A 20493-nucleotide genomic window follows, 5' to 3' on the forward strand; every position below is an offset into this window, starting at 1 on the left:
AATCACTCCCGGTGGGCGAGCACCATTGCATTGGTTGTTCATCTCTCCCTTCTCCTTTCGTTTCTCAGTGGAAGCAATGATCAATGTACCCGCACACGTTGGACAGCACTGACAGCGCAAATCCGGCAAACGTCAACCAGCAGACCGCGAGCAGCCACCAGCGAATCATCCGTGTCATTAAAGGGTTCACATTACCTCCTACGCCTCGGCTATCGAACCGCCAGTCTTAGACGAACCACTGCCACCCCTCCTCGCCCCGGCCATAAGGGCTCGGCCAACTGTTCCAAGCTTGCCAGTCATAGTCGATATGCCGATTCCACTCGCGAGCGCCGACGCCAGTCCGGGGAGATTTAGTGCGACGATGAAAAACACCAGGCCCATTGCATCAATCTCGACCACCTGCTTCATCGTCGGAAAGGAGGAACCGGCCGGTGCAATCTTCTGTGCGAAAGCGACCTCGATCGCGCCAGCGCCGGCAAAAAGACTCTCGAGGAGAGCGTAATTGAGACACTGTCCCGCCCAGTTCCAGAAGAATTGCCGAACGGGAGGAAAGAGCGCTGCTGAAATAAACAGGGGGCCAAGAGCGAGCAGCAGCTCGAGGGCGAATTTGGCGAGAATGATGTAGGCAACGGCAAGTGCCATAAATGGCGTAGCGAAGATGACCATCACAGTGATCACCCACACAGCGCCAATGATCTGGAAATTGTGAGCATTGTCGTAAATCTGAGCACACGCATTGATGTAGGCACTCAGCAGGCTATCCAGACCTGAAATCGGGTTCGACTGCCCCGTAATCGCACCCGCCAGTTCTTCGCCGAGACCGTTGGCGAACGGCACGATGTAGGTCGTGTAGAACTGAATGTTCATTCCGCATGTCAGGATGAATGCCCAGGTCGCCATGCGCATGAGGAAATCGTTGATTGGTTCGTCATTGCGTCCTTGCCAGTACGTCCAGCAAATCAGGAGCACATAGATGCTGAAGCACACAGCCATTAGCGGCGATATCAATCCTATGATGCGGGTGGATCCGGACGTTATGGTCGTCAGTACGTTCGCATCAAAATCCGCAGTTAATTCCGAAAAGATCGTCGTGGTGATCGATGTATAGGACATAACGGTGCTCCCATGGAATCGCACTACTGCTGCATTGCCTTCCTGACAACTTCACTTGCCTCTTTGTCGGCTTGCCTCTGTTCCGGCGTTTCTTCCTGTTCAAGCTTTTCAGGGGTGGTCCCGAGCAGATGCGCCTTAAATTCAAGCTCTTGCCGGTGTTCGGCTGTCTCCTGCATGTTGTGCTGATGGCGATCCCATGCGAGATAACCAAGGTAGCCTGCGATCGCGATCAGGAGGCCGATGATGGTCGACAGAAGTGCCTTATTGGTCATTGGGTCCTCCGAGGAAAGAGTTCTTGAATTCGCGGTCCCGTTGCTCTTGGGCAAGCCTGATTTCGTTCTCTTGCAACCGTGCCGTCACCTGCAGTCGCGTCTGGTCGTTCGTGACCATTGCCTCTTCGGCCGCTATACGGTTCTGCAGGTCGGCCTTCTGTGCAGGATCCTGCGTCATATTCGATAGCTGCATGAGCGACTGGATGTTGTTGAAACGCGCCACGATCGCGGTATATGCCTGCTCGTTCATCGCCTTGTTGGTCGCCAGCGTGTCGTAATAGCGTTGCTGACCGGCGGTTGCCGCGCCTGTCATGCCTTCCTGCTGTTCGATGATCCGCATCGACGAGCTGACGCCCGAAAGCCCCCCGGCCTTCGCCTGGATGTAGATGTCCTGCCATTCTTCGGGTAGATAGTTGCGCAGTGCGGGATTGTTGCTGATCAGACCGAGGCTACTGTTGCCGGTAAGTGCCTGGTACTGCGCCTCCTGATTCTGGACCTGCTGGATAAGCTGCCGTACCATCACCATCTGCTGTGCAAGCTCGGCCGGCGAGATGGTGGGAACCCCCTGGGCGTGCGCAGTCGCCGCGGCGCAGAAGACTGTCGCTACCATGATGACGCGGGGCGGAATGGCCCGATACCGAGTCGGCACTGCGAGGTTGGATTTCATGGATTCCTCCATCACGTAAGACGTTCAGACAAGGGGCTCTTCGGTCATCTCGACATTTGCAGTCAAATAAATCGCAGTCAGCTCCAAGCGTTTACGCCCGAGCGCATCATGCAACTCTTCCGCCCACAGTTGCTCGTCGGCGCCATGCTTTGCGGTCAGACGAGTTCGCTGCCTGCGTTCGAACACGCGCAGGAGATACACCGGCAGCCACGCATTCGGGTCGTCGCCCATCTCAGCGCGTACTTCATCGAGCATCAGCACGTTCTCCCGGTCGCCCGAGAAGACCGCGATCGCATCATCAAGGCCACTCAGGTCGAAACTGGCGAAGGCCGACTGGTTGCCCTGCTTTATCAGGAAGCGGCGCGACTGGGCCGTGAGTTTCCTGAACTCCTGGAATTCCTTTCGCGTCATGCCATCGCGCAGATAGGGCGCTTCTTCGGCAGCCGGGTCGGCAAGATAAATTTTGGTAGCAATGAGGCTGCGCAACGCCGGATACAGGTCTGCGGCCTTTTGAGCCTGCTCTGGCTGCTGCGTGACGAGCCCGATGAACTCACCTTCCTTGCGGCCGCTCGCGAGCGTCTCTTCGATCTGTTCACGGATCGTGCGGAACCGGATTGGCAGCCAGTATTCCTCGATGATCGTCGCCATCAACAGACCATCACGGCGCATCAGCGTCTTCAGGTGGAACAGCCAGGTGAACGCGGGTTCAGACGGTTCGTAGTTCTCGACAAGGAACGTCTCGACGTCGAAGCCGATGCAACGCTGTCCACTCATGTTCAGCGACAGGTTGGGCGGGTTGTCGAATACCCACCAGAAACGCCCCCCTTCCGACTTGCACCAGATCGACAGTCGGGCATGCAGGCAGTCATCGCCCTCATCTGGAATGCTGTCCAGCAGGAGGCTGAAGCGGCGCAGACGCACGTCTTCGATGTCCATCACAGCATCAACAGCGTTGCGGCACTGCATTTTCTCCGCGGCGCTTAGGTCGATCCGGATCTGCTTGCCCTGATGGTCGACACCATTCCTGCGGCCACACAGTTCGACGAGACCGTAGAGAAACTCGCGATTCTCGGGCGCATCGGCGAGCTCAAACGGCGCCCAACCTGTAGGCTTGCCCTTTTCCAGATACACGTACACACCGCCCATGGCGCGGACAAAGACTTCCCACCCCCGGCCCTTGTCCAGCACGTACAGGAGCGGTTCGAACCGGAGCAGCATGCCGATGGCAGCAGCGATGAGCGTCGTTTTGCCTGTGCCGGTTGTTCCTTTGGCTTCGAAATGACCGGCCAGCTTTTCTGCTACGTTGATGTCGCCCAGACGCGTCGCATGGAAGTTGAAATTGAAGACGTTGGCGGCACTGGTGCGAAACGGAATGATTGCCGAACCATCACCGATCGGGTTGCCTTCAGCCTTGCCGGTCGAGTAGTCGTGGCACGCATGCATCGCGGCGAAGTTTCGCGACGACTGAACCTTCGGCCGTGGCTTTACCTTCGCGCCAGGCACTTGGGAAAAATACGTGAACGGCGCCGAGCCGGTGGCAGTCATCCATTCGACGCCGCACTCGTTCAGCGAGCGGGACACGAACAAATCTCCATTCGCGATCGCTTCTTTTGCCGTTTCACCATAAATCACGGCCGCGCCGTGATACTCACCGAAGCTCAGTTCACCCGTGTTGACGTATCCCTGAGCCTCTCGCATTTCCTTGACTTGATGCTTCGCCTTGTCTCCGGCCGATTCCAGTTTGTTGATCGCGGAATCAACGGTGCGGTTGGCTTCGAACCCGGTCATGCAATTAAACGACTGCGTGATGGTAAATTCCATCGGCAGCGTCAGCAGTGGGTTCAACTGTCCCCAGCCTGGTTTGTCTGGAAAACCCCGCAAATCATGACAGGTCGCATGCTGGCGCGACGGCGTGACTCCCGGCCCACGAATGGCCACAGTGTTGTACCCGAAGTGAAGCCAACTGGAAGGGATGACGTCGGTACCCGGTTCGGCTGCGACCGGCACATCAGTCCAGGTTGCGTTGACCAGATCGCTCACAAAACCGTACTGTTTTGAGAACAGCATCTTTGTGCCGTTCATGTGCTGACGCTCGTACACCTCCAGCTGTTCAGCCTCATAGTCCACCAGGTGCAGCAGCGACTGCTGCGCGAGCGATTCGATTTCCTTCAGTCCATCGTCAAAGTCGTCGTATTTCAGGATCAGCGACAGGTAGTAGCGGTTTTCGTAGAACCTGTCTTCATTAAAGCGCCCGACATATTCCCGTGAGAACCACTGCATGAAACGTGGATTGAATCTGTAATTCCGATCAAAACTCACCAGCCGGCGGGTAAAGGTCGCGTGGTAACCTAGGCGCCCACCAAGATCACGTCCCAGCTTGCTGTACGTATCGGTGTCGCGGTCGAACATGCGCTCGATCGCGACGTTCTCATGTACTTCAAACGGCACGCCGCGCTTGACCAGCGTCACCATGAAGCGGTTTCCCTCAAGATGCTGCACGTGTTTCTTAACCGGATGACCAAACTTCGGCATCCAGTCTTCGATTGCACCGAGGCTGCCGAGCACGTCACTCGAAATTTCAGGCTTGCGTGTCATGACTCCTCCGGCTCAAGCTCGTGCAGGCGACTCACGCCGCGTGGCAAGGGTTTGAGGAAAATCCGATAGACCCGGCGCTGTCGTCCATAGCGTAGCGGTGCGAGGGTTACAGTGTTGCCAAAGCGGGGGGCTGCTCGCCTGGAGTTGACCAACGCACGAAGCTTCAGTGTCCAGAAATAGGCGCGGCAGCGCATCTCGAGCCACATGATTCGCAGACCCTGATCGTCCGTTTCGCATACGTGCTTGAAGTACATCAGCACCGGCACACCGAGAAACACGAACAGAAGTCCACCAGGACCGACTACGAAGGCGATGAGCACACCCGCGAACATCGACGATACGACCACCACCAACATCGCCATGTAGGGAACGCCCCAGATTGTCGCCGTGCGGCCAAGACCGTTGAAGCCAGGATAGCGAGCTTTTTCGTCCAACATGGCATATGCTCAGCTGAACAGGTTCCACAAATAGGGGGCAAGCACACCCACCACGGCACCCACCACCGCGACCTTGCCGCCTAGTGTGATGAATTCGCTCCAGTGCGCGCGATCCGCCCAGCACTCGGCCCCTTTCCATAGCAGCACACACGATGCGCAGACCCCGAGGAAGGTGTAAAGCCAGATCCTGAATGTGTTCGCGCCCTGCGTCGCCGAATCCAGACCGCCCCCAGCAAGCACAGGTTGCGGGCCAACGATTGCTCCGAGCAGCAATGCCACGTATAGCGCATCGACAAACCGTCGCAATTTTCCTAAAAATACACATTTACTACGTCGTACTAATTTAATAGGTCTGGATCTATCGTGATACATTGACTCCTCCATTGGGTTGAATTTACCGCCCGGGCGGTTTTATCACTTGCATGTTCCTTCGTCGCAATGGTAGTCGCCAAAGGCATCCCACGCGGGGTGCGACTCGCTGCGATTACTGCCAGGGCTGACGGTCTTCTTGATGTCGGGGATCCGGATGGTTCCGGGTCCATCTCCGACCTGTGCATCGGGCATGCGCCCCGTAACAACACGTATCGCGGGAACGACATCGGTCGAGTCAGTCAAAGAACGAGCGCCGGCGACCACGCGCTGAACGTAGCTAGTGCCGCGATAGTCCTCGACGAGACCACGCGTGAAATTGCCGCTGTAGTAACAGCTGATTGCGGCCCGAAGCGCCGAGGCACCTTGCCCCTTCGCTACGACTGCCCTGTCGTAGCAGTCATGCAGAATCGCACTGCCAGCTCGCAGATTCGCACACGGGTCAAAAGCGGTCTCGTAAGTCAGCCCGTAGCGGGCGAGGTTGACCGACTTGACCTGTGTTAGGCCAACACTGAAATTGACCCTTCGCGCAGCTAGGGCATGAGCTGTCGCGATAGCTTCAGTAAGGTCGTGCGGCTGCCGCTCGAGATGGCCTCCGACTACGCCGATAGCATAAGGATTGAATCCGGATTCGGTCCGTACCACGGCTTCCATAGTGGAGGCGTGAACTATCGGTGCACATTGCTGAGCCAACACGGCGAAATCAAGCATAACGCGCTCCCTTGCCTCTGCCTCATGTCCGGCGGCCGCTAGACAGGATGACGACTATAGTCATTGCAGACCTCACAGGTTTCAATAAGCTTTATGAACGACACGGAAACTCGTACGCCGATGCCGACCGTTCCACCTCACCTACCCTTTGCGACCAGCCGACGGCTTTTCCGACAGCAGCACTTACGCGCCTGTGTTCAGCTGATTTTGGACGCCAGCATCCACTCCTAACGAAGCCGCTGCGTTGCGTGCCCATGACTTCCCTTCAGGCGCTCTTTCAATACTCCATTCACGATATTGCGGTGTATCCCATGCTTCTTCGCCCAGCTCACATCGCAGGCGCCATCGGATCAAACTCTTGCGAGGCTTCTCTCCAAGGGTTTTGAATGGGATACAAGCACCCCTATACTGAGCAAGGTTGTTCATCTTCATACAAGATAGGCACGTTTGTGCCAATAGTCAATATTTAGGCACATTTATGCCAGAAACTTTTGGTGCCAGGCTAATTACCGAACGCGAACGGCTGGGACTAGCACAGGGCGATATGCAGTCAATTGTCGGTGTCAGTCGTCGCGCGCAATTTAATTACGAACAGTCTGTACGGCTACCCGATGTCGGTTATCTAGCTGCTCTTGCGACGCATGGCTTCGACCTCACGTACCTAGTAACTGGAAGGCGGGCGCCTCGCCACGGTTCCATAGACGAAGACTTGTTGCGGCACGTACTTATTGCAATCGACAACGCGCTTCCCGTCGAGCCGATCAACGCGGCGAAGAAGGCAAAACTCGTCGCGCTCGTCTATCAAAGCGCCTCGGAAACCGGTCAGGTCGATCCACTTCTGGTTCGAAAGGCTATTGACCTCGCCTCCTGAAAGATCTTGGTTACTCAACTTACGTCTCCCGGAATGCATTGTGTCGCGCGAAAAGCGAGCGCCCGAATGCCTGCGTTTGCTAGCGAGGCACGGATCCGCCTCGCGAATTCAACTGCGTGCGGTCCATCGCCGTGCAGACATAGCGTTTTCGGGTTGATGTTGATCCAGGTATCATCCAATGTTTTTACGCGGCCATCACTTGCCATGCCGATGGCCTGCTCGCACGCCAGTACATCGCTCTCAAGTACCGCATTCGGATAAGAACGAGGAACGAGCTTACCCTCTCGCGTATACGCCCGGTCGGCAAACCCTTCGTCAATCGCAACCAGTCCTTCGTCACGTGCAATACACACGAGTTGACCGCCAGCGAGACCAAACACTGCCAGTTCGGCATCCATGTCTCGAACCGCACGCACAATGGCGCGGGCAATATCTGCATCTTCCTCGGCCTGGTTGTACAACGCGCCGTGCGGCTTCACATGCGCGAGCCGGCCGCCAAGCCCGGCGACCACCGCAGCCAGTGCTCCCGTCTGATATTGCACACCCGCATATACCTCATCAGGGGACAAAGTCATGCTCGCCCTGCCAAAATTCTCGCGGTCCGGGAAACTTGGGTGCGCACCAATCGCGACACCTCTGCGAATTGCCTCATTCGTGACGCGGCGCATGGTTAGTGGATCGCCGGCATGCCACCCACACGCGACGTTGGCCGACGTGGCGTACTCGAGCAGTTCGCTGTCGTGTCCAAACCCTTCACCCAAGTCAACATTCAGATCAATTGTTTTCGCGCACATCATCTGTCGACTCCTATTCTGACTCGCAGCTACCACCGGTGCGAACCATGCTGTCACCGATAAAGGTGTTGTCGAACTCGCATAGCTGGTGGTCCACGCGAACGTGTGTAGCCCATTCAGCGGCTACACCCGCTCTCCACGGCAACAGAACGTCGGCGCGCTCGCCGTTAGACAAATGAACCGTACCGACGCCAATAAGCACTCCATACGTGATGAAGACAATCAAAAATGCCACGCACGAGCGCACGTATGCCGCTATCCGCGGATAGTGCCACTGACTTCGATCAGATCGAGTGGGCATGAGTCTTGCGCCGCAGGCGCCTCCCGGTTCTGAAACGCTTTAATGATCCCGGCGTCGCCGAGTGAAACTCGCGATAACCATTCACGAACTCGCGCCTCGCCAGCTTTATGAAGTCGCGTGTTCAACTCTGCATCGAATGTTGAGTTGACGACTACTCCTGCTCGCTGCATTTCGGCGTAGTTCGCTTGAATCCGAGCAGGAAGGGACCTCCACTGCGCGCGTCCCGCATTCATCGCCACCTCGTCAAGCTCACGCCTAGTTTTCTCTGGCAGTACGTCGTAGCGCGCCCGGCTCATCACCACAAATGACACGGGGTATGCATAGTGGATGGCATTGAAATTCGACAGATCCGCCTGGAGCGACCTTCCCACTGCCCCATCACCCGACGACAAAACTGCGTCAATGCCACCGACGCGCAACTGCCACTCGACGTCCCGGATGGGCAGCGTAGTTGCGTGAGCCCCGAGCGCCCCCATGACGGCAGCTGAAGATTTGTCGTATGTCCGTACGCGAAGATTTGCGATGTCTCCAATGGCTGCCACGGGCTGACGGGTCCAAAGCCCGGTGGGGGGCCAAGGGGATATGAAAAGCAGATGCAACCCTGCACGCGACAGAGCACGTTGGTATGCTGGTCCCGCCAGGCATGCTAGGCGTCCAGACTCCTCGACCGAGTTAACCATGAAAGGCAACGTCGGCAATTCGAAGATCGGATCGAAGGATGCCAAGGTCCCAGCGAACACGTCCGCGACCTGTACGCTGTCGCCGAGCACCGCCGCCACGAGATCGGTTGCTGCAGCCATATCCCTGGATTCGATCCGGCCAGTAAGAGCACCTCCCGTCTGTCTAGCCAATGCCGTCGCGAAGGACTCAACTCCTCTGCCCGCCACCGTATCCGCCGGATGGTCGGAGGCGATGGTCCATGTCTGGTCTGCATACACTACCTCGTCTGCCAGTTCGCTCGCAAAAGCAATGACCAGCACTGTATGCCTAATGAGTTGTCCTAATCTGGAGAAATTCATCAAGGCTGTTCCACAAAGGCGACCGCATCCCGCGGTAAGCGGATAATCAGATCTGGTAGAAGCAACTTTAGCCAAGAACGCGATGTCAGAACCAACCGGATTTTGACATTCACAAGCAACCGATTTTTTGATATGGTTTCAGGCTAACCGTGACAAACGCTATCGCGCAAGTCAGTCAAGCAACCCCTTGTCGATGGCCATGGCGACAGCGCGGGTGATATGCGATACGCCTAACTTCCTGTTGATTTTCTGGAAGATGTCATAGACAGTTCGCTCCGACACGCCGAGCATGTCTGCGACGTTGCAGGCTGTTCGCCCCGCACGTACGAGACGCAAGACAGCCTGCTCGCGCTGGTCCAGAGCAACCCTGCTTGCCTCCTCGTCACGCAGCGCGTCGATATGCCAGTTGAGCACTTCATCTGCGAGCGCCCGCATCAGCACGCGATGCCTGTCCTGCCAGAGCACTCGCTCACCTTCCGGCTGGGGCAGTCCGTTGCCAATCTGCAGCAGGCCGATCACTGTACCGGAGGGACGGTGCACTGGACACACTACGGCGCTTCGAAAGCCATATCGCGCGGCGACATCTTTAGCCCGGTGGTCATCACCGAGCGCGTCGATAGCGCTGGCGAGCGTCGATGTACTGTTTCTCAAGGCGTAGTCGAGCAAAGGGGCCTTCCTGTACCACTGCTGGTTGATATACGCGTGCATCCAGCCAGGATGACATCCAATGAGGCAGCGCTGGTCGGTTATTGCTCTGGTCCTGTCAGGTACATGTAACCAGCGATAGGTATAAGAGCGGCCACCCAATTGCGGTACCACGCGCCCCATGATCTTCATCAACTCTCCCTCATTTGTGGAAGCGCGGATGTGACAAATTTCGTCGAGCGGATCACGTAAGGGCTGCCCTGATTCTGGCTGAGCCGATCGGTTTGCCAGTTGTTCACGGTAAAGTCGGTCGATGGATTGATACTGCACCCGAAGATGATCGGCATAGGGATCCGCAGCGACGAACTCTAGCAACGTATCATCTTCGTCGATCGACAGGACCTGCGTAAACGTTGCACCATCGCGCCTAATAAGCTGTCGTTCTAGCAAGCAGGTTGCATTCGTTTGCCGCAATCGCAATAAGACACGATCGCGCGCAACGTGGACGTCCACCTCGAATATGACCTCACCGAAACGGTCTGCGCGGTCGGCGACTTCTTTCAGCATGGCAATGCCCTACGCTGCCCGACCGGCACGCATTCTGTCAGGGACAATGGGCCTGCCAAAATAGAAGCCCTGCACTTCGATGTCCCCGAAGCGGCGTAGCCAGTTCGCCTGCTCCTCAGTTTCGACGCCTTCAACCACGAGGGAAAGTCCCAGATCGCGCGCGAGGAAAACTATGCTCCTGAACGTCGCCTGCGCTGTCCTATCGCCAGGAACGCCCTGCGTGAAACTCCGGCCGATCTTCACGCCGTCAATAATCAGGTTGGTCAGTTGGGAAAGCGACGAATACCCGGTACCGAAGTCATCCAGCATCACCCTCACCCCGAGCCGTCGTAGCTCCTGAAGTCGCCGACCGACAAGAGCCGAGTCTTCGAGTATGGCCGTTTCTGTGATTTCCACTTTCAACCGTTGGGCGGCAATCGAATGCCGCTCGAGACATCGATGTATCACGTTAACGAGGTCGCCGTGAACCAGTTGTGCGGCCGAAACATTCACAGACATATAAAACAGGCGCGTATCGACTTCTTGCCATTCACTGAGTTGGGTACAGGCTGTCTCTAGAATCAATTCGCCGATGGGAATGATGAACCCCGTACTTTCAGCAAACGGGATAAATTCAGCTGGCGCGATGACGCCTTTTTCTGGATGTCGCCAGCGCACAAGCGCTTCAATACCCTGCGTCTCTCCCGAATCAAGAGACACGATCGGCTGATACTCCAAAAAAAACTCGCGATTCTCGATTGCATACTGCAATTCCTGCTGCCGCTCGATATCCCGCATCGCGTGGACTGACAGATCCGGAGTGTAGGCATGGAATCGACTTGCATTAGCTGATCTGCCCTTTTCCTTTGCAGCATACATCGCGAGGTCTGCCTGCCTCAGCAGATCATAGGCAGCATCGAAACCGAACTCGTAGACGGCGACACCTATGCTTACGCGCATCACGTAGCTGTTGCCACGCAGCCCGAACGCCAGCTCGAATGCGTCGATGATGGATTGAGCCATACGGTGTGCAACAGCCTTGGCGTCGGTGCACTCGACGAGAACCACAAATTCGTCTCCACCGACGCGCGCGACGATCGACTTCTCTCCAGCAACGTTCACCAGACGCCGCGCAACGTTCTGAAGCAACTCATCCCCGATCTGATGACCTAGTGCATCGTTGATCCGCTTGAAGTTGTCGAGGTCCACAAAAAGTAGTGCCAGCCTTCCGAGTGAATTCTCGCGCTCGATGCACCGACGCAGGGATTCCGTCAGCAGGTATCGGTTGGGCAAACCGGTGAGTGCGTCTGTTTCCGCGAGATGCTGCATGTCCGCTCTGGCAACGGCTAAACGTGACATCGTCGCAGTGATGATCGCCGCGGCCGGCAGTAACACGACCGTGAGAACACTCGCCAGCAGGAGATATAGATCCTTGGCGTGCCTGTATCCGGCTAGAGCACTGTTTTCGGATATGCCGACTATGACGCCCACCGGAAAGCGAGTGGAATGTAGGTACGTGACGAAGCGACGCATGTGATCGACAGGGTCGGTGAGAGCGTCACCTCTTGCGTTGAGCATTGCTCGATAACCGGATGCCGGAGTGCCTATAGGCCACGTCGACACACCAGCCGCGAGGCGCGAGAGCAAATAGCCATTGTCCGACATCACCAAGAGCATGCCGCCCACCCCGACGGCGTCGAGATGGTAGAAGCCTGTGGTGAGAAAATTGGGATCCTCCGAAACAACGACGACGCCCGCAAATGAGCCGTCAGGGTTGTTCAGGCGACGGGTGAACTGCAACGTCCAGTGATGGGACAGTCGACCGAGCACTGGCTGGCTAATGTAGAGACCGAGATTAGGATCTCGTTTGTGGGCGACGAAGTGGGCCCGGTCGCTCAGATTAATCGGCTTAGCGTCCGGAGTCGTTGTCTGCAACACCCCGCCGGTTGGTCCAACGACGGTGACCTGCAATGCAGTGTCAGCTGAAACAAGCCCGTTCTCTTTCAGAGTATCGAGACGAAAGGTGGAAGGAGAGCGCTCGTACTCATACTTGACCAACTTCACAGCAACGTCGGCGTCATGCACCGTCTTGTCGATATGCGCAACAAACGACGTTGCAATTTGCGAGGTCGCCTCAGAAACCGCGCGGTGCGCCTCCTGTTTTTCGGTCTGGATCCTAATGATCGTGATGATCCAGATTCCCAGGATCACCAAGAGCGCGCCTGCGGGGATCCAAAACAAGCTCAGTGCGAAGGAGGGGGGGTGCAAGGGCCAGATTCTTGACGATCTCCCGCCTTCGTTGGGCTTCGCATACGCCATCAGGGCACCTCGCCGCACCATGATTCGTCAGAGCATTGACGGTACCGTGGTTTTCCCAGATATTCAGTTACGAAATGTTACATGCCAAATGCATGTATATTCACGCGACTACAGCGGTGGCAGTCGCCCCTAATTACTTTCAGAATTCACCAAATGGGTAAGGGCGTTGCTGTGTCCTCGTGAATAACCAAGACGATAGCCGGTGCATCATCGAGTTGCGCTGCTAAGCCAACGGTTTATGTTTAGAGACGTCTCCTTCATGTCTCCTCCTGATATGGATTCGGCCCGCGGCATGGCGGGCTTTTCTTTGCGTCCCGAGCATGCGCGACACCTTGGAGGCGAAAGTCCCCTATCGAGCCTTATTGTGTCGAAGCGCAAGGGCGTCGTCGTGAGGCGGAGTCCGAAGGAAGGGTGGAACAAAGCCACGACCTGACGAACAGAAACCCGATGCGATGCATACTTGGTCGGTCGAGCGCGTAAAGGATCACGATGTCCCCGACCATCAAATGCCGGGCGGTAATGTTGGCAGGTGTCGCCAGTGTGCATATCTCGGGAAGTCTGCACGGCAATGGTTACCGAATATTTCAGTAGCCGGTGAGAGAACACTAGATCGACACGAACCCCGTGTCATCAGTCGTAGGCGGCGCTGCCGACCCACAAAGTCAAAGCTATCCCCTGGGTCGGCAGAAAATCCATCAAATGCTGGATCAATGCCGCTTCCAGTTCCGACTCCAGTATTCATCCCGGATCTCAAGAGCCCCGAGATCGAAGGGATTGCGCATTGCCTCCTCGAGCGCGAGGACGCCATCTGTCCGAATCGGCAGCCTCGTTGCGGCACCCCGGCTTTCGTGGTGAAGGACTTATCGGCGCCCCCGCCTGCCCGAAGTCGCCTTCCGGTCTGCCGGGTTTCGTGCATGGAGGCATCTTGGAATGGATGCGTTCCCTAGTTGGCGTGCGTCTATTGTCAAATTCGCTGTGCACACGCGGATGGGGCACCCGTTTTCATGTTGGTCACGACAAATTACGTATCAAACACTACTAATTTGCCTTATCGTGTGGACGCCCATACAAAACCTGCATCAACGGGCAATAACACTACTTTTGGCTCGATTATCGTGAAACGTTACCTCAAGTTGGACAGCTAAATGCCTGTATCAAAACAATAATATCATTTTCTTTTTCTTTGCATGATTGTTTCACAGAGCGAAAAATAGGATCGGAGCGCACAAGTTTCTGAGTGGCGATGGGGATGAAAGAGTCCCTGCGGGCACCGTTCAAAACGAAACAAATTCGACCCCGCCCCGCTCGAATTTCTGCGGAACGCCATGCCGTGGCGTGACCGGCCGTGGACGCCTATCCGCCCTAACACACTTTCATCGACGGGGAGGGCCAGCACGACGGCCGGGAACGACCGGGCTGCCCCCGCCCGCCATCGCGTGACCCATACCGAACCCGCCGACGCATCCATAATCAACCCTCGGCATACGGCTTACCCGTCAGCACGTCACGCTGTATCGCGGCTACCTCGACGGGGTGTCGGTCGAGCAGTTACATCGCAGGCTATGGCGAGGCGCGTATCGGCGTGCGCGCCGCCGCTCGACTTGCGCGCGATACCGAGGCAGCGCACCTGCTGCGCCTGAAGCGGTGCAGTATTCCTGCCGCCGAGCTGCACGGCCGCGACGATGTGCCGACCCTCGAGACGTACCGCGACCAGGTAGACCCGGATGGCGTCTACGGGGAGGCGGAACTGCTGGAGCTCTACGCCGCCTTCCCCTCCGCGAGCTCGCCGCGCGTCGACAGGAAGATCGCCCGCACCCGCCTGCGAGCGCGCCAGCCGGCGGCGCATACCCGGATGGACTCGGCCCTCGCCGAGGCGCCCAGCCCCGCCCACCCACTCGACTGCTGGTTCGAGCCCGTCGTAGCGGCGCGGCTGGCCGTCGCGGGACTCACCCACCGTCGCCGACCTGCTGGCGCTGATCCGGCGCCGCCAGCAGCGCTGGTACACCTCCGTGCCGCGGCTCGGCCCCATCCGGCACTCGCACGAACACCCCAACTGGGGACATTGATTGACGTAATGCCACTAGAATCACAGGCGATACCGCTACCGGCCGAACTCGACGGCTCGCAGGGCCTCAACTGCGCGCCACGCCTCGCCCATCGGATCGCGCTCGACCGCGATCGCGACGCCATCCATGCGTGGATTGCAGTCTGCGGCGGGGGTAGTTTGCATATCGGCGCGAGGCGGAACGGTTGCTACTGTGGTCGTTCATCGTCAGGCGCAAGCCGCTGTCGTCGCTGAACAACTGGACCTTGACGCGTACATCGACGGGTTTCTCGGCGATCCACAGCCGGCGGGGTGCTGGATCGGCCAAGGCAAAGCGGAACGGTTCGATCCGGCATGGCGGCCCTTCACCAAACTACTCCCCGAAAGCAGCCGTGAAATCGTCCGCAAGCTGCTGTCGGCCATGTACGGTTGGCTGGTCAGGCAGCAGTACCTGCTCGTCAACCCGGCCCAAGGCCTAGCTAAGGTAGGTAACACGGCTGCAGACCATCAGCCGGCCGGATCCGACGCCAGCCGAGTGTAGCGCGATCATTTCGCGCTCCTGCTGGCCTATGCAACGGGGCTGCGTCGCGCGAAACCCGCGGCCGCCACCACCGGTGCCCTGTCACGCAAGGCGCTCGATGGCGTGCTCGACAACGCGTGGACCCTGCAGGTCGGGTGTAAAGGCCGGCGGGAGCGTCTGGACGCCGATGTCCGTGCGGCTGATGCAGGCGCTCGCCGACTCGCTGCAGGCGCGGCCACGGCCTTACACGCTACAGACCGCACCAGTGGATACGCCACTCATCGGCCATCTTAAAACGGGTGGACCACTGACACCTGATGCACTATTCGGTTTACAAGGGGATCTTTGCGCGCGCCGCGCAACAACCTCGAGCGTGCCGATCCAAGCGCCGCGGCCGATCTGCGACGGGCGAGCACCCACTGGCTACGCCACACTCACGCGAACCACCCGCTCGATGCGGGCAGTGACCTGCGCGACGTGCAGACGAATCTGGGGCATACCAGCCTCAGCACGACCACCCTCTATACGAAAGGGAATGACACCCGACGCTACCAGGCCGTTAATGCGTTCCTCGAGGACGCGCTGTCAGCGGGCGGGGTGTAGCGGCTCTTGCGGCATAAGGCTCTGTGCGCTTCGGATAAAGATCAACCCGGCGCCCGCGCGTCTAGACGTCAAGGCGGGATTTCTCCAAAACCGCTAGCTTTTTACCTCGCTGGTTGCGTGTCTAGAGTCTAGACACATTCACACGTCACCCTACCGCCGTCGACGTTTCAGGGCGCCTCTGTCGCGTGTCGACAGACTCAAACGCGGCAGAACAAAGCGCCTGAGGCCGCAGCTGCCGTGGTGGAATGGACGCATGTCCCGCCCCTTGACCGCCTGTCGATGGCCACTCGCCCCTGGGCAGTTCCAGCGCGCATGGACGGCTACCCGCAATGCGCTGGCAACGCGCGGCCGGGACGAAGAGGTGCGGATGGCCATGCGTTATCATCTTCCGCGGGCGGCTTCCTGCGTAGCTTTACACAGCGTAGGAAGGTCCGCACCTGGTGTGGCGCTGCCGCGTTGGTCACGTGCCCGACGACGGCGTTTAGGCCATGCGCGCGGTGCGCAGCCACCCGCGGCGACAAGCACTCAAGGTCGGGCAGGGTCGACGGAGATGATGCAAGCATTGTGCGGCCCACCGTCTAGCCGCGGCATTTGGCAGTTCTGGCGGTTAACGGGCCGCTGCACGCGAGGATGTGAAGTCATTGGCTGCCGCCGTCCAGCGACGTGTCCCGCGCTGAAGCCCTCACGCGCGCCGTGAGCCGACATGCAGGTCCGCGAGCAGCCGTTCACTCGATGCCTATGATTGCCGCCATCAACGGAAAGATCACCACGGCGGGGCGCTACCAATCCCGGTCGGACGGTCATGTCGAAGCGGCCCTGACACGACGTAGCCGCATACCATCAGGCGTCGTGTAGGGCCCCGGACGACCGCGCTGAGTGCAGGAAGACGTCGACCACGTGCCGAACGCGGTCGCCGTGGCCCGCACGGTTGCGTCCCGGTTGTATCCGGTTTGTGCGTCACCGGACGCTCTGACGTCACGGGGCGAGGACGTCGGCCACTATGAGCCGCATGGTGTAAGGCCGTCGTGACTGGCCGTAAGTCGCCGCCGGGGTGAACGCGCGATTGTCGTGACATGTTGGGGTTGGCATGTTACCCGCGCGTCCGCACATCGCACCTGCCGGTATGCCGAAGCGGGATGCACGAGGCAGCGAGTCGCTGAAGGGGAGCAGGCGTTGACTCGCCTTGTAACCTCACCGAGTGCGAGCCCCAACGGCTATCCCACGGATCTGTCTAGACTCTAGACACGCCGTCCGGCATGGGCCACTCCGCATCCGGCGGTGAGCAGATGCCCGGGCGGATGTCGACCCGGGCAACGGTGTGTCTAGACTCTAGACACACCGGCAGCGCCCGGACGAAAAAAAACCCGCGCAAAGCGGGCTCGGCTCAGGGATGAGGTGTTCCTCAGTTTGGTTTGGGGTGAGCGTGGAACATCTGGCTGATCAACTCCCGGATCTGCGTCTCCTGTGCGTCAGTGAGGACGCCAGCTCTGATCTTCACCGTGATCCCGTTGATGTCCTTGGTGATGGAGCCCGCGTGTTCCTTTCCAGCGAAGAACTTGTCGATGCTGCGCTCGCTTGCAGAATCCATCGTCGTAGTCCGGCGGGTGGCCAACGCCTTGATGGCCGCGGCCATCTTCCCTTGGTCCATATCGCCTTTCACAACGAGCGGCCAGAGTTCCGTCGCTGCGTTCACACCATCGTCCCCGTACTTCCTGATGGCAGTAACGATTGCCTGTGCGGCCGTCCCGCCGAGCAGTCGTGGCTGGATGTCGAGATCTTTCCTGATGAAGTCAGGCAGATTTTCAAACGAGAGGAACTGGTAAAGCCCGCTACGGGACATCCCGAGCGCCTCGGCCATCCTCTTACGGTCGGGAAACTCCTTCTCAGTCTGCCTGATAGACATCGCGACTTCATAATCAGACAGGTCGTCACGACTCACGTTCTCCACGAGAGCCAGCACCGCCATGTCCGCGTCGGAGCACTCAACCACCACGGCCTTGACGGCGTCGAGTCCCACCATCTTGTGCGCGCGCCATCGACGCTCGCCCGCCACAATCTGATAGACATCGTCGGAGCGGCGGACCACGATGGGCTGCATCAGTCCGACTTCGCGGATGGACTCCGCCAATTCTGACAGCTTCGCCTCGTTGAATACCCTTCTCGGTTGCCAGGGGTTCGGCACGATGTCCGAAACCGCCAGTTGCGTCGCCGCGCCAGTGGACTCCAGCTCCTGCACACGGAGTTGCGCAACGGCAAGCGCACCCGCGAGGCCAGGCGCCGTCTGCGTCCGGTTGCTGCGCTTGACCTCATCTTCCTTGATCGACGAAGTCGCCCGGATACCCGACGTCTTGGCCAGCAGTTGCTCTCGCATGTTACTCATTGCGCGTTCCTCCATTTTTCTGCGTAGATTTCGTCCACCCACCGGCAGTAGTCGACAAGCGGCTGACGTACACGCTGCAACGACTTGGCCGCGCTATGAGTACTGCTGACGTCGAATACCGTTGAGAATGCCAGCGCTCCCGTACTCATCACGGAGCTGGCCGGCACTTCAATCGAATGCAGCCAGCTCTCGTATGCGCTCTGTGCCCATGCGCGCACGATCGGTGCGGACGAGGTACGTCCGTAGTCGACCCTCGAGAGCATTAGCGAGATAAAGTCGTATTTTTTGTCCTGCTCATATTTGATGAAGCTCTTGGACACGTCTGAAAACAGTCGCCAGAACGATAGCGAGCTGATGAAATCCAGGTTTTCAGGGACCATCGGCATAACCATCGCATCGGCCGCCAGGAGTGCATTCAGGTTGAGGTACGACAGCGAAGGCGACGTATCCATCAGGATGTAGTCGTAGCGTTTGCGCAGCGGCTCAAGACCCTGCCGAAGTACCGTCCAGAACCGGAAACCTGGTTTCATCTTCTGCATCGCGGGCAAATGGAACTCAGCACCAATCAGTTCCGTATGCGCCGGAATCACGTCAAGCCCATCCCAGTACGTCGACTGAACCCTTGCTTCCAGACCGCCGTCGACTTCCTGATCGTAGATGTACGGCAGCACGGTGTCGTCCGGCGTGACGTCCTTTTCTGCATACAACCCGCACAGCTCGGATAGGGAGGCTTGTGGATCAAGGTCGATGACGAGCACCTTGCGCCCACGCAACGTCAGCCCCTGTGCGAGGCACATGGTTGTGGTGGTCTTCGCCGAGCCCCCCTTCAACTGGGCCGTTATGACGATTTTCCCTTCCGGATCACGCGTTCCCGTCACAAGCGGCGTCTGGTAGATATCGGAGACTTTCTGGACCCAGATGCGCGCCTCTTCCAGCGTGAACGTGCGGGTGCGGCCGGTGCCAGCGGCAGTGCCGGGCGGCAGCTCGCCATCGCTCTTGGTGGCCAGGTACTGAACCTGCGAATGAGAGATGCTGCACATCTCCGCGATCTCTCCTGTTTTAAAGACAGGCGCAGCTTTTCGCGGCCGGGGAGCAAGAATGGTGTCACGCAGTTCGTCCGTAAAAATCGAGACCCTTTCAGCGAACTGGCTAATCTGCTCAAGAGGAACCGTTCGATCTACAGCGGGAAGTTGGCTCGTTTTCACCATTCTGAGGTTTATCCGAAAATTTCGATAAACCTCAGAATACAGCAAACACTTGAAGTTTTCTCTATAAAGCGCTGTTTTTCATACGGAGTCCCGGAAAAACAACCGTCATCGTGACGTTTTGTCGAACCTCGATGCGATCGCAGGCGAAGCACGATTGTCTCTGCATCCGTAACCGCTGCGACCCTGTCGCGGAGAGGGACCTGCAGTCCGTCTAAGCGTCACCGGCGGGGGCGGCAAGGTGAGGTCATTTGTGCGCGTTCAAAGACGCCCGCCATTATGCCAAAACAGCTTTGCTTAAAATTACGGCACATGGTGAGGTCCGTTGTGCACAATGTGACGCCTCGAAAACACGCACGGGCAGAAATTGCACAAACAACCTCACCTTCCTCTTATTACGACGCCCGGTTGGCAATGAATTTGGCCGACCCGAGACGAGATGCACAATCAACCTCACCTTCCAATGCACGCGTGAGCCCAAAAGCCGGGGCTTGGGGAGCGGAACAACGCGGCCAGAACTGACGCGTAGCACAATCAACCTCACCTTCAAGAGATTTTCCGTTCTTGCACAATCAATCTCACCGTCCGCGAAGCAGGACAACTATCTTTTTTGAAGACGGGTTGGTTTGTTGTTTTAAAAAGTAAACCACCCCAACCAACCAACAGGGACCTCCAAGTTTGTTTGTTTTCAATGCCTTAACCCCTGAAAGGTGAGGTGTAGTGTGCCAAAGGTGAGGTTCGCTGTGCACGAAGGTGAGTGCTGCTGTGTGACAAGGGTGAGCCCGGCTGTGCAGCAAAGTGAGGTCTGATGTGCACATTTTTGCCCGTTAGTCCCTGGGTGAGGTTGGCTGTGCGCGGCGAGAGATGCGCGAGGCGGGCCCACACTGGGCAACGGTTTGAGGGAAGATCCGGGTCGGTGATGGTGAGGGTTGTTGTGCTGAGGTGAGGTCGATTGTGCTTGTCGTCGAGGCGCGGCAGGTGGGCAACCAGCGCCGCTGGCTGATGGTGAGGTTTTGTGTGTTGACAGCTCACCAATGGATGCTACATTCCGGGGCAGCGAAAAACAAAGAGCGGATGGGAAC

At 58.0% G+C, this 20493-nt stretch carries 18 protein-coding genes; 4 read left to right on the forward strand and 14 right to left on the reverse strand.

Features of this window, described 5'->3' with window-relative positions; translation table 11 throughout:
- Nucleotides 1-198: 198 nt before the first annotated feature.
- From C2L64_RS52410 to C2L64_RS52440, 7 genes are all read right to left on the reverse strand, one after another.
- Complete coding sequence (locus C2L64_RS52410; protein WP_086915053.1) at nt 199-1113, reverse strand: type IV secretion system protein; 915 nt, start codon at nt 1111-1113, stop codon at nt 199-201.
- A 23-nt stretch (nt 1114-1136) separates the two neighbouring features.
- The gene (locus C2L64_RS52415; RefSeq protein WP_086915054.1) at nt 1137-1385 is read right to left on the reverse strand and encodes a hypothetical protein; all 249 of its coding nucleotides are present in this window, start codon (nt 1383-1385) and stop codon (nt 1137-1139) included.
- Nucleotides 1375-2052, reverse strand: coding sequence for a type IV secretion system protein (locus C2L64_RS52420; protein WP_086915055.1), 678 nt, complete (start codon nt 2050-2052; stop codon nt 1375-1377). Before C2L64_RS52420 ends, C2L64_RS52415 begins: the two co-directional genes overlap by 11 nt.
- Nucleotides 2053-2076: 24 nt before the next feature.
- Nucleotides 2077-4647: a VirB4 family type IV secretion system protein gene (locus tag C2L64_RS52425; protein ID WP_090836759.1), complete on the reverse strand. Its 2571-nt coding sequence runs from the start codon at nt 4645-4647 to the stop codon at nt 2077-2079.
- The gene (locus C2L64_RS52430; protein ID WP_090836762.1) at nt 4644-5084 is read right to left on the reverse strand and encodes a VirB3 family type IV secretion system protein; all 441 of its coding nucleotides are present in this window, start codon (nt 5082-5084) and stop codon (nt 4644-4646) included. The genes C2L64_RS52425 and C2L64_RS52430 overlap by 4 nt, the downstream gene beginning before the upstream one ends.
- A 9-nt stretch (nt 5085-5093) precedes the next feature.
- Nucleotides 5094-5363, reverse strand: coding sequence for a hypothetical protein (locus C2L64_RS52435; RefSeq protein ID WP_143327263.1), 270 nt, complete (start codon nt 5361-5363; stop codon nt 5094-5096).
- A 135-nt stretch (nt 5364-5498) separates the two neighbouring features.
- A complete protein-coding gene (locus C2L64_RS52440) occupies nt 5499-6164 on the reverse strand; it encodes a lytic transglycosylase domain-containing protein (protein WP_090836766.1) in 666 nt (221 codons plus the stop codon).
- A gap of 478 nt (nt 6165-6642) precedes the next feature.
- Here C2L64_RS52440 and C2L64_RS52445 point away from each other — a divergent pair, with 478 nt between their 5' ends.
- Nucleotides 6643-7035, forward strand: a complete 393-nt coding sequence (locus C2L64_RS52445; protein ID WP_007738686.1) for a helix-turn-helix domain-containing protein — start codon at nt 6643-6645, stop codon at nt 7033-7035.
- A gap of 14 nt (nt 7036-7049) precedes the next feature.
- On the opposite strand, the gene pxpA is transcribed toward C2L64_RS52445, so the two are convergent.
- The 4 genes from pxpA to C2L64_RS52470 all read right to left on the reverse strand — a co-directional run bounded on the left by pxpA (nt 7050) and on the right by C2L64_RS52470 (nt 12551).
- Nucleotides 7050-7829 carry a 5-oxoprolinase subunit PxpA gene (pxpA, locus tag C2L64_RS52450; protein ID WP_090836876.1) on the reverse strand — a complete coding sequence of 260 codons (780 nt, stop codon included), beginning with the start codon at nt 7827-7829 and terminating at the stop codon, nt 7050-7052.
- 255 nt (nt 7830-8084) lie between these two features.
- On the reverse strand, nt 8085-9149 hold the full coding sequence (dctP, locus tag C2L64_RS52460; RefSeq protein ID WP_090836771.1) for a TRAP transporter substrate-binding protein DctP: 1065 nt from the start codon (nt 9147-9149) through the stop codon (nt 8085-8087).
- A 171-nt stretch (nt 9150-9320) separates the two neighbouring features.
- Entirely contained in the window at nt 9321-10361 is a 1041-nt protein-coding gene (locus C2L64_RS55770; RefSeq protein ID WP_244144515.1) for a helix-turn-helix transcriptional regulator, read from the reverse strand.
- Between the two features lie 9 nt (nt 10362-10370).
- Entirely contained in the window at nt 10371-12551 is a 2181-nt protein-coding gene (locus C2L64_RS52470; RefSeq protein WP_244144516.1) for a bifunctional diguanylate cyclase/phosphodiesterase, read from the reverse strand.
- Nucleotides 12552-14635: 2084 nt separating this feature from the next.
- On the opposite strand from C2L64_RS52470, the gene C2L64_RS55775 reads away from it, so the two are divergent.
- Nucleotides 14636-14725, forward strand: a complete 90-nt coding sequence (locus C2L64_RS55775) for a hypothetical protein (RefSeq protein WP_244144522.1) — start codon at nt 14636-14638, stop codon at nt 14723-14725.
- Nucleotides 14726-14760: 35 nt separating this feature from the next.
- On the opposite strand, the gene C2L64_RS56020 is transcribed toward C2L64_RS55775, so the two are convergent.
- Nucleotides 14761-14889 (reverse strand): hypothetical protein, encoded by a 129-nt coding sequence (locus C2L64_RS56020; RefSeq protein WP_256211508.1) that lies wholly within the window; start codon nt 14887-14889, stop codon nt 14761-14763.
- A gap of 28 nt (nt 14890-14917) precedes the next feature.
- On the opposite strand from C2L64_RS56020, the gene C2L64_RS52480 reads away from it, so the two are divergent.
- Nucleotides 14918-15244 (forward strand): hypothetical protein, encoded by a 327-nt coding sequence (locus C2L64_RS52480; RefSeq protein WP_143055767.1) that lies wholly within the window; start codon nt 14918-14920, stop codon nt 15242-15244.
- Between the two features lie 324 nt (nt 15245-15568).
- Nucleotides 15569-15826 carry a tyrosine-type recombinase/integrase gene (locus C2L64_RS52485; RefSeq protein WP_158660684.1) on the forward strand — a complete coding sequence of 86 codons (258 nt, stop codon included), beginning with the start codon at nt 15569-15571 and terminating at the stop codon, nt 15824-15826.
- 1402 nt (nt 15827-17228) lie between these two features.
- Here C2L64_RS52485 and C2L64_RS52490 read toward each other — a convergent pair.
- Nucleotides 17229-18206 (reverse strand): ParB/RepB/Spo0J family partition protein, encoded by a 978-nt coding sequence (locus C2L64_RS52490; RefSeq protein WP_090836887.1) that lies wholly within the window; start codon nt 18204-18206, stop codon nt 17229-17231.
- Nucleotides 18203-19414, reverse strand: a complete 1212-nt coding sequence (locus C2L64_RS52495) for a ParA family protein (RefSeq protein WP_167449634.1) — start codon at nt 19412-19414, stop codon at nt 18203-18205. The genes C2L64_RS52490 and C2L64_RS52495 overlap by 4 nt, the downstream gene beginning before the upstream one ends.
- Nucleotides 19415-20493: the final 1079 nt, after the last annotated feature.

This window comes from Paraburkholderia hospita (assembly GCF_002902965.1).
Classification (GTDB): Bacteria; Pseudomonadota; Gammaproteobacteria; order Burkholderiales; family Burkholderiaceae; genus Paraburkholderia; species Paraburkholderia hospita.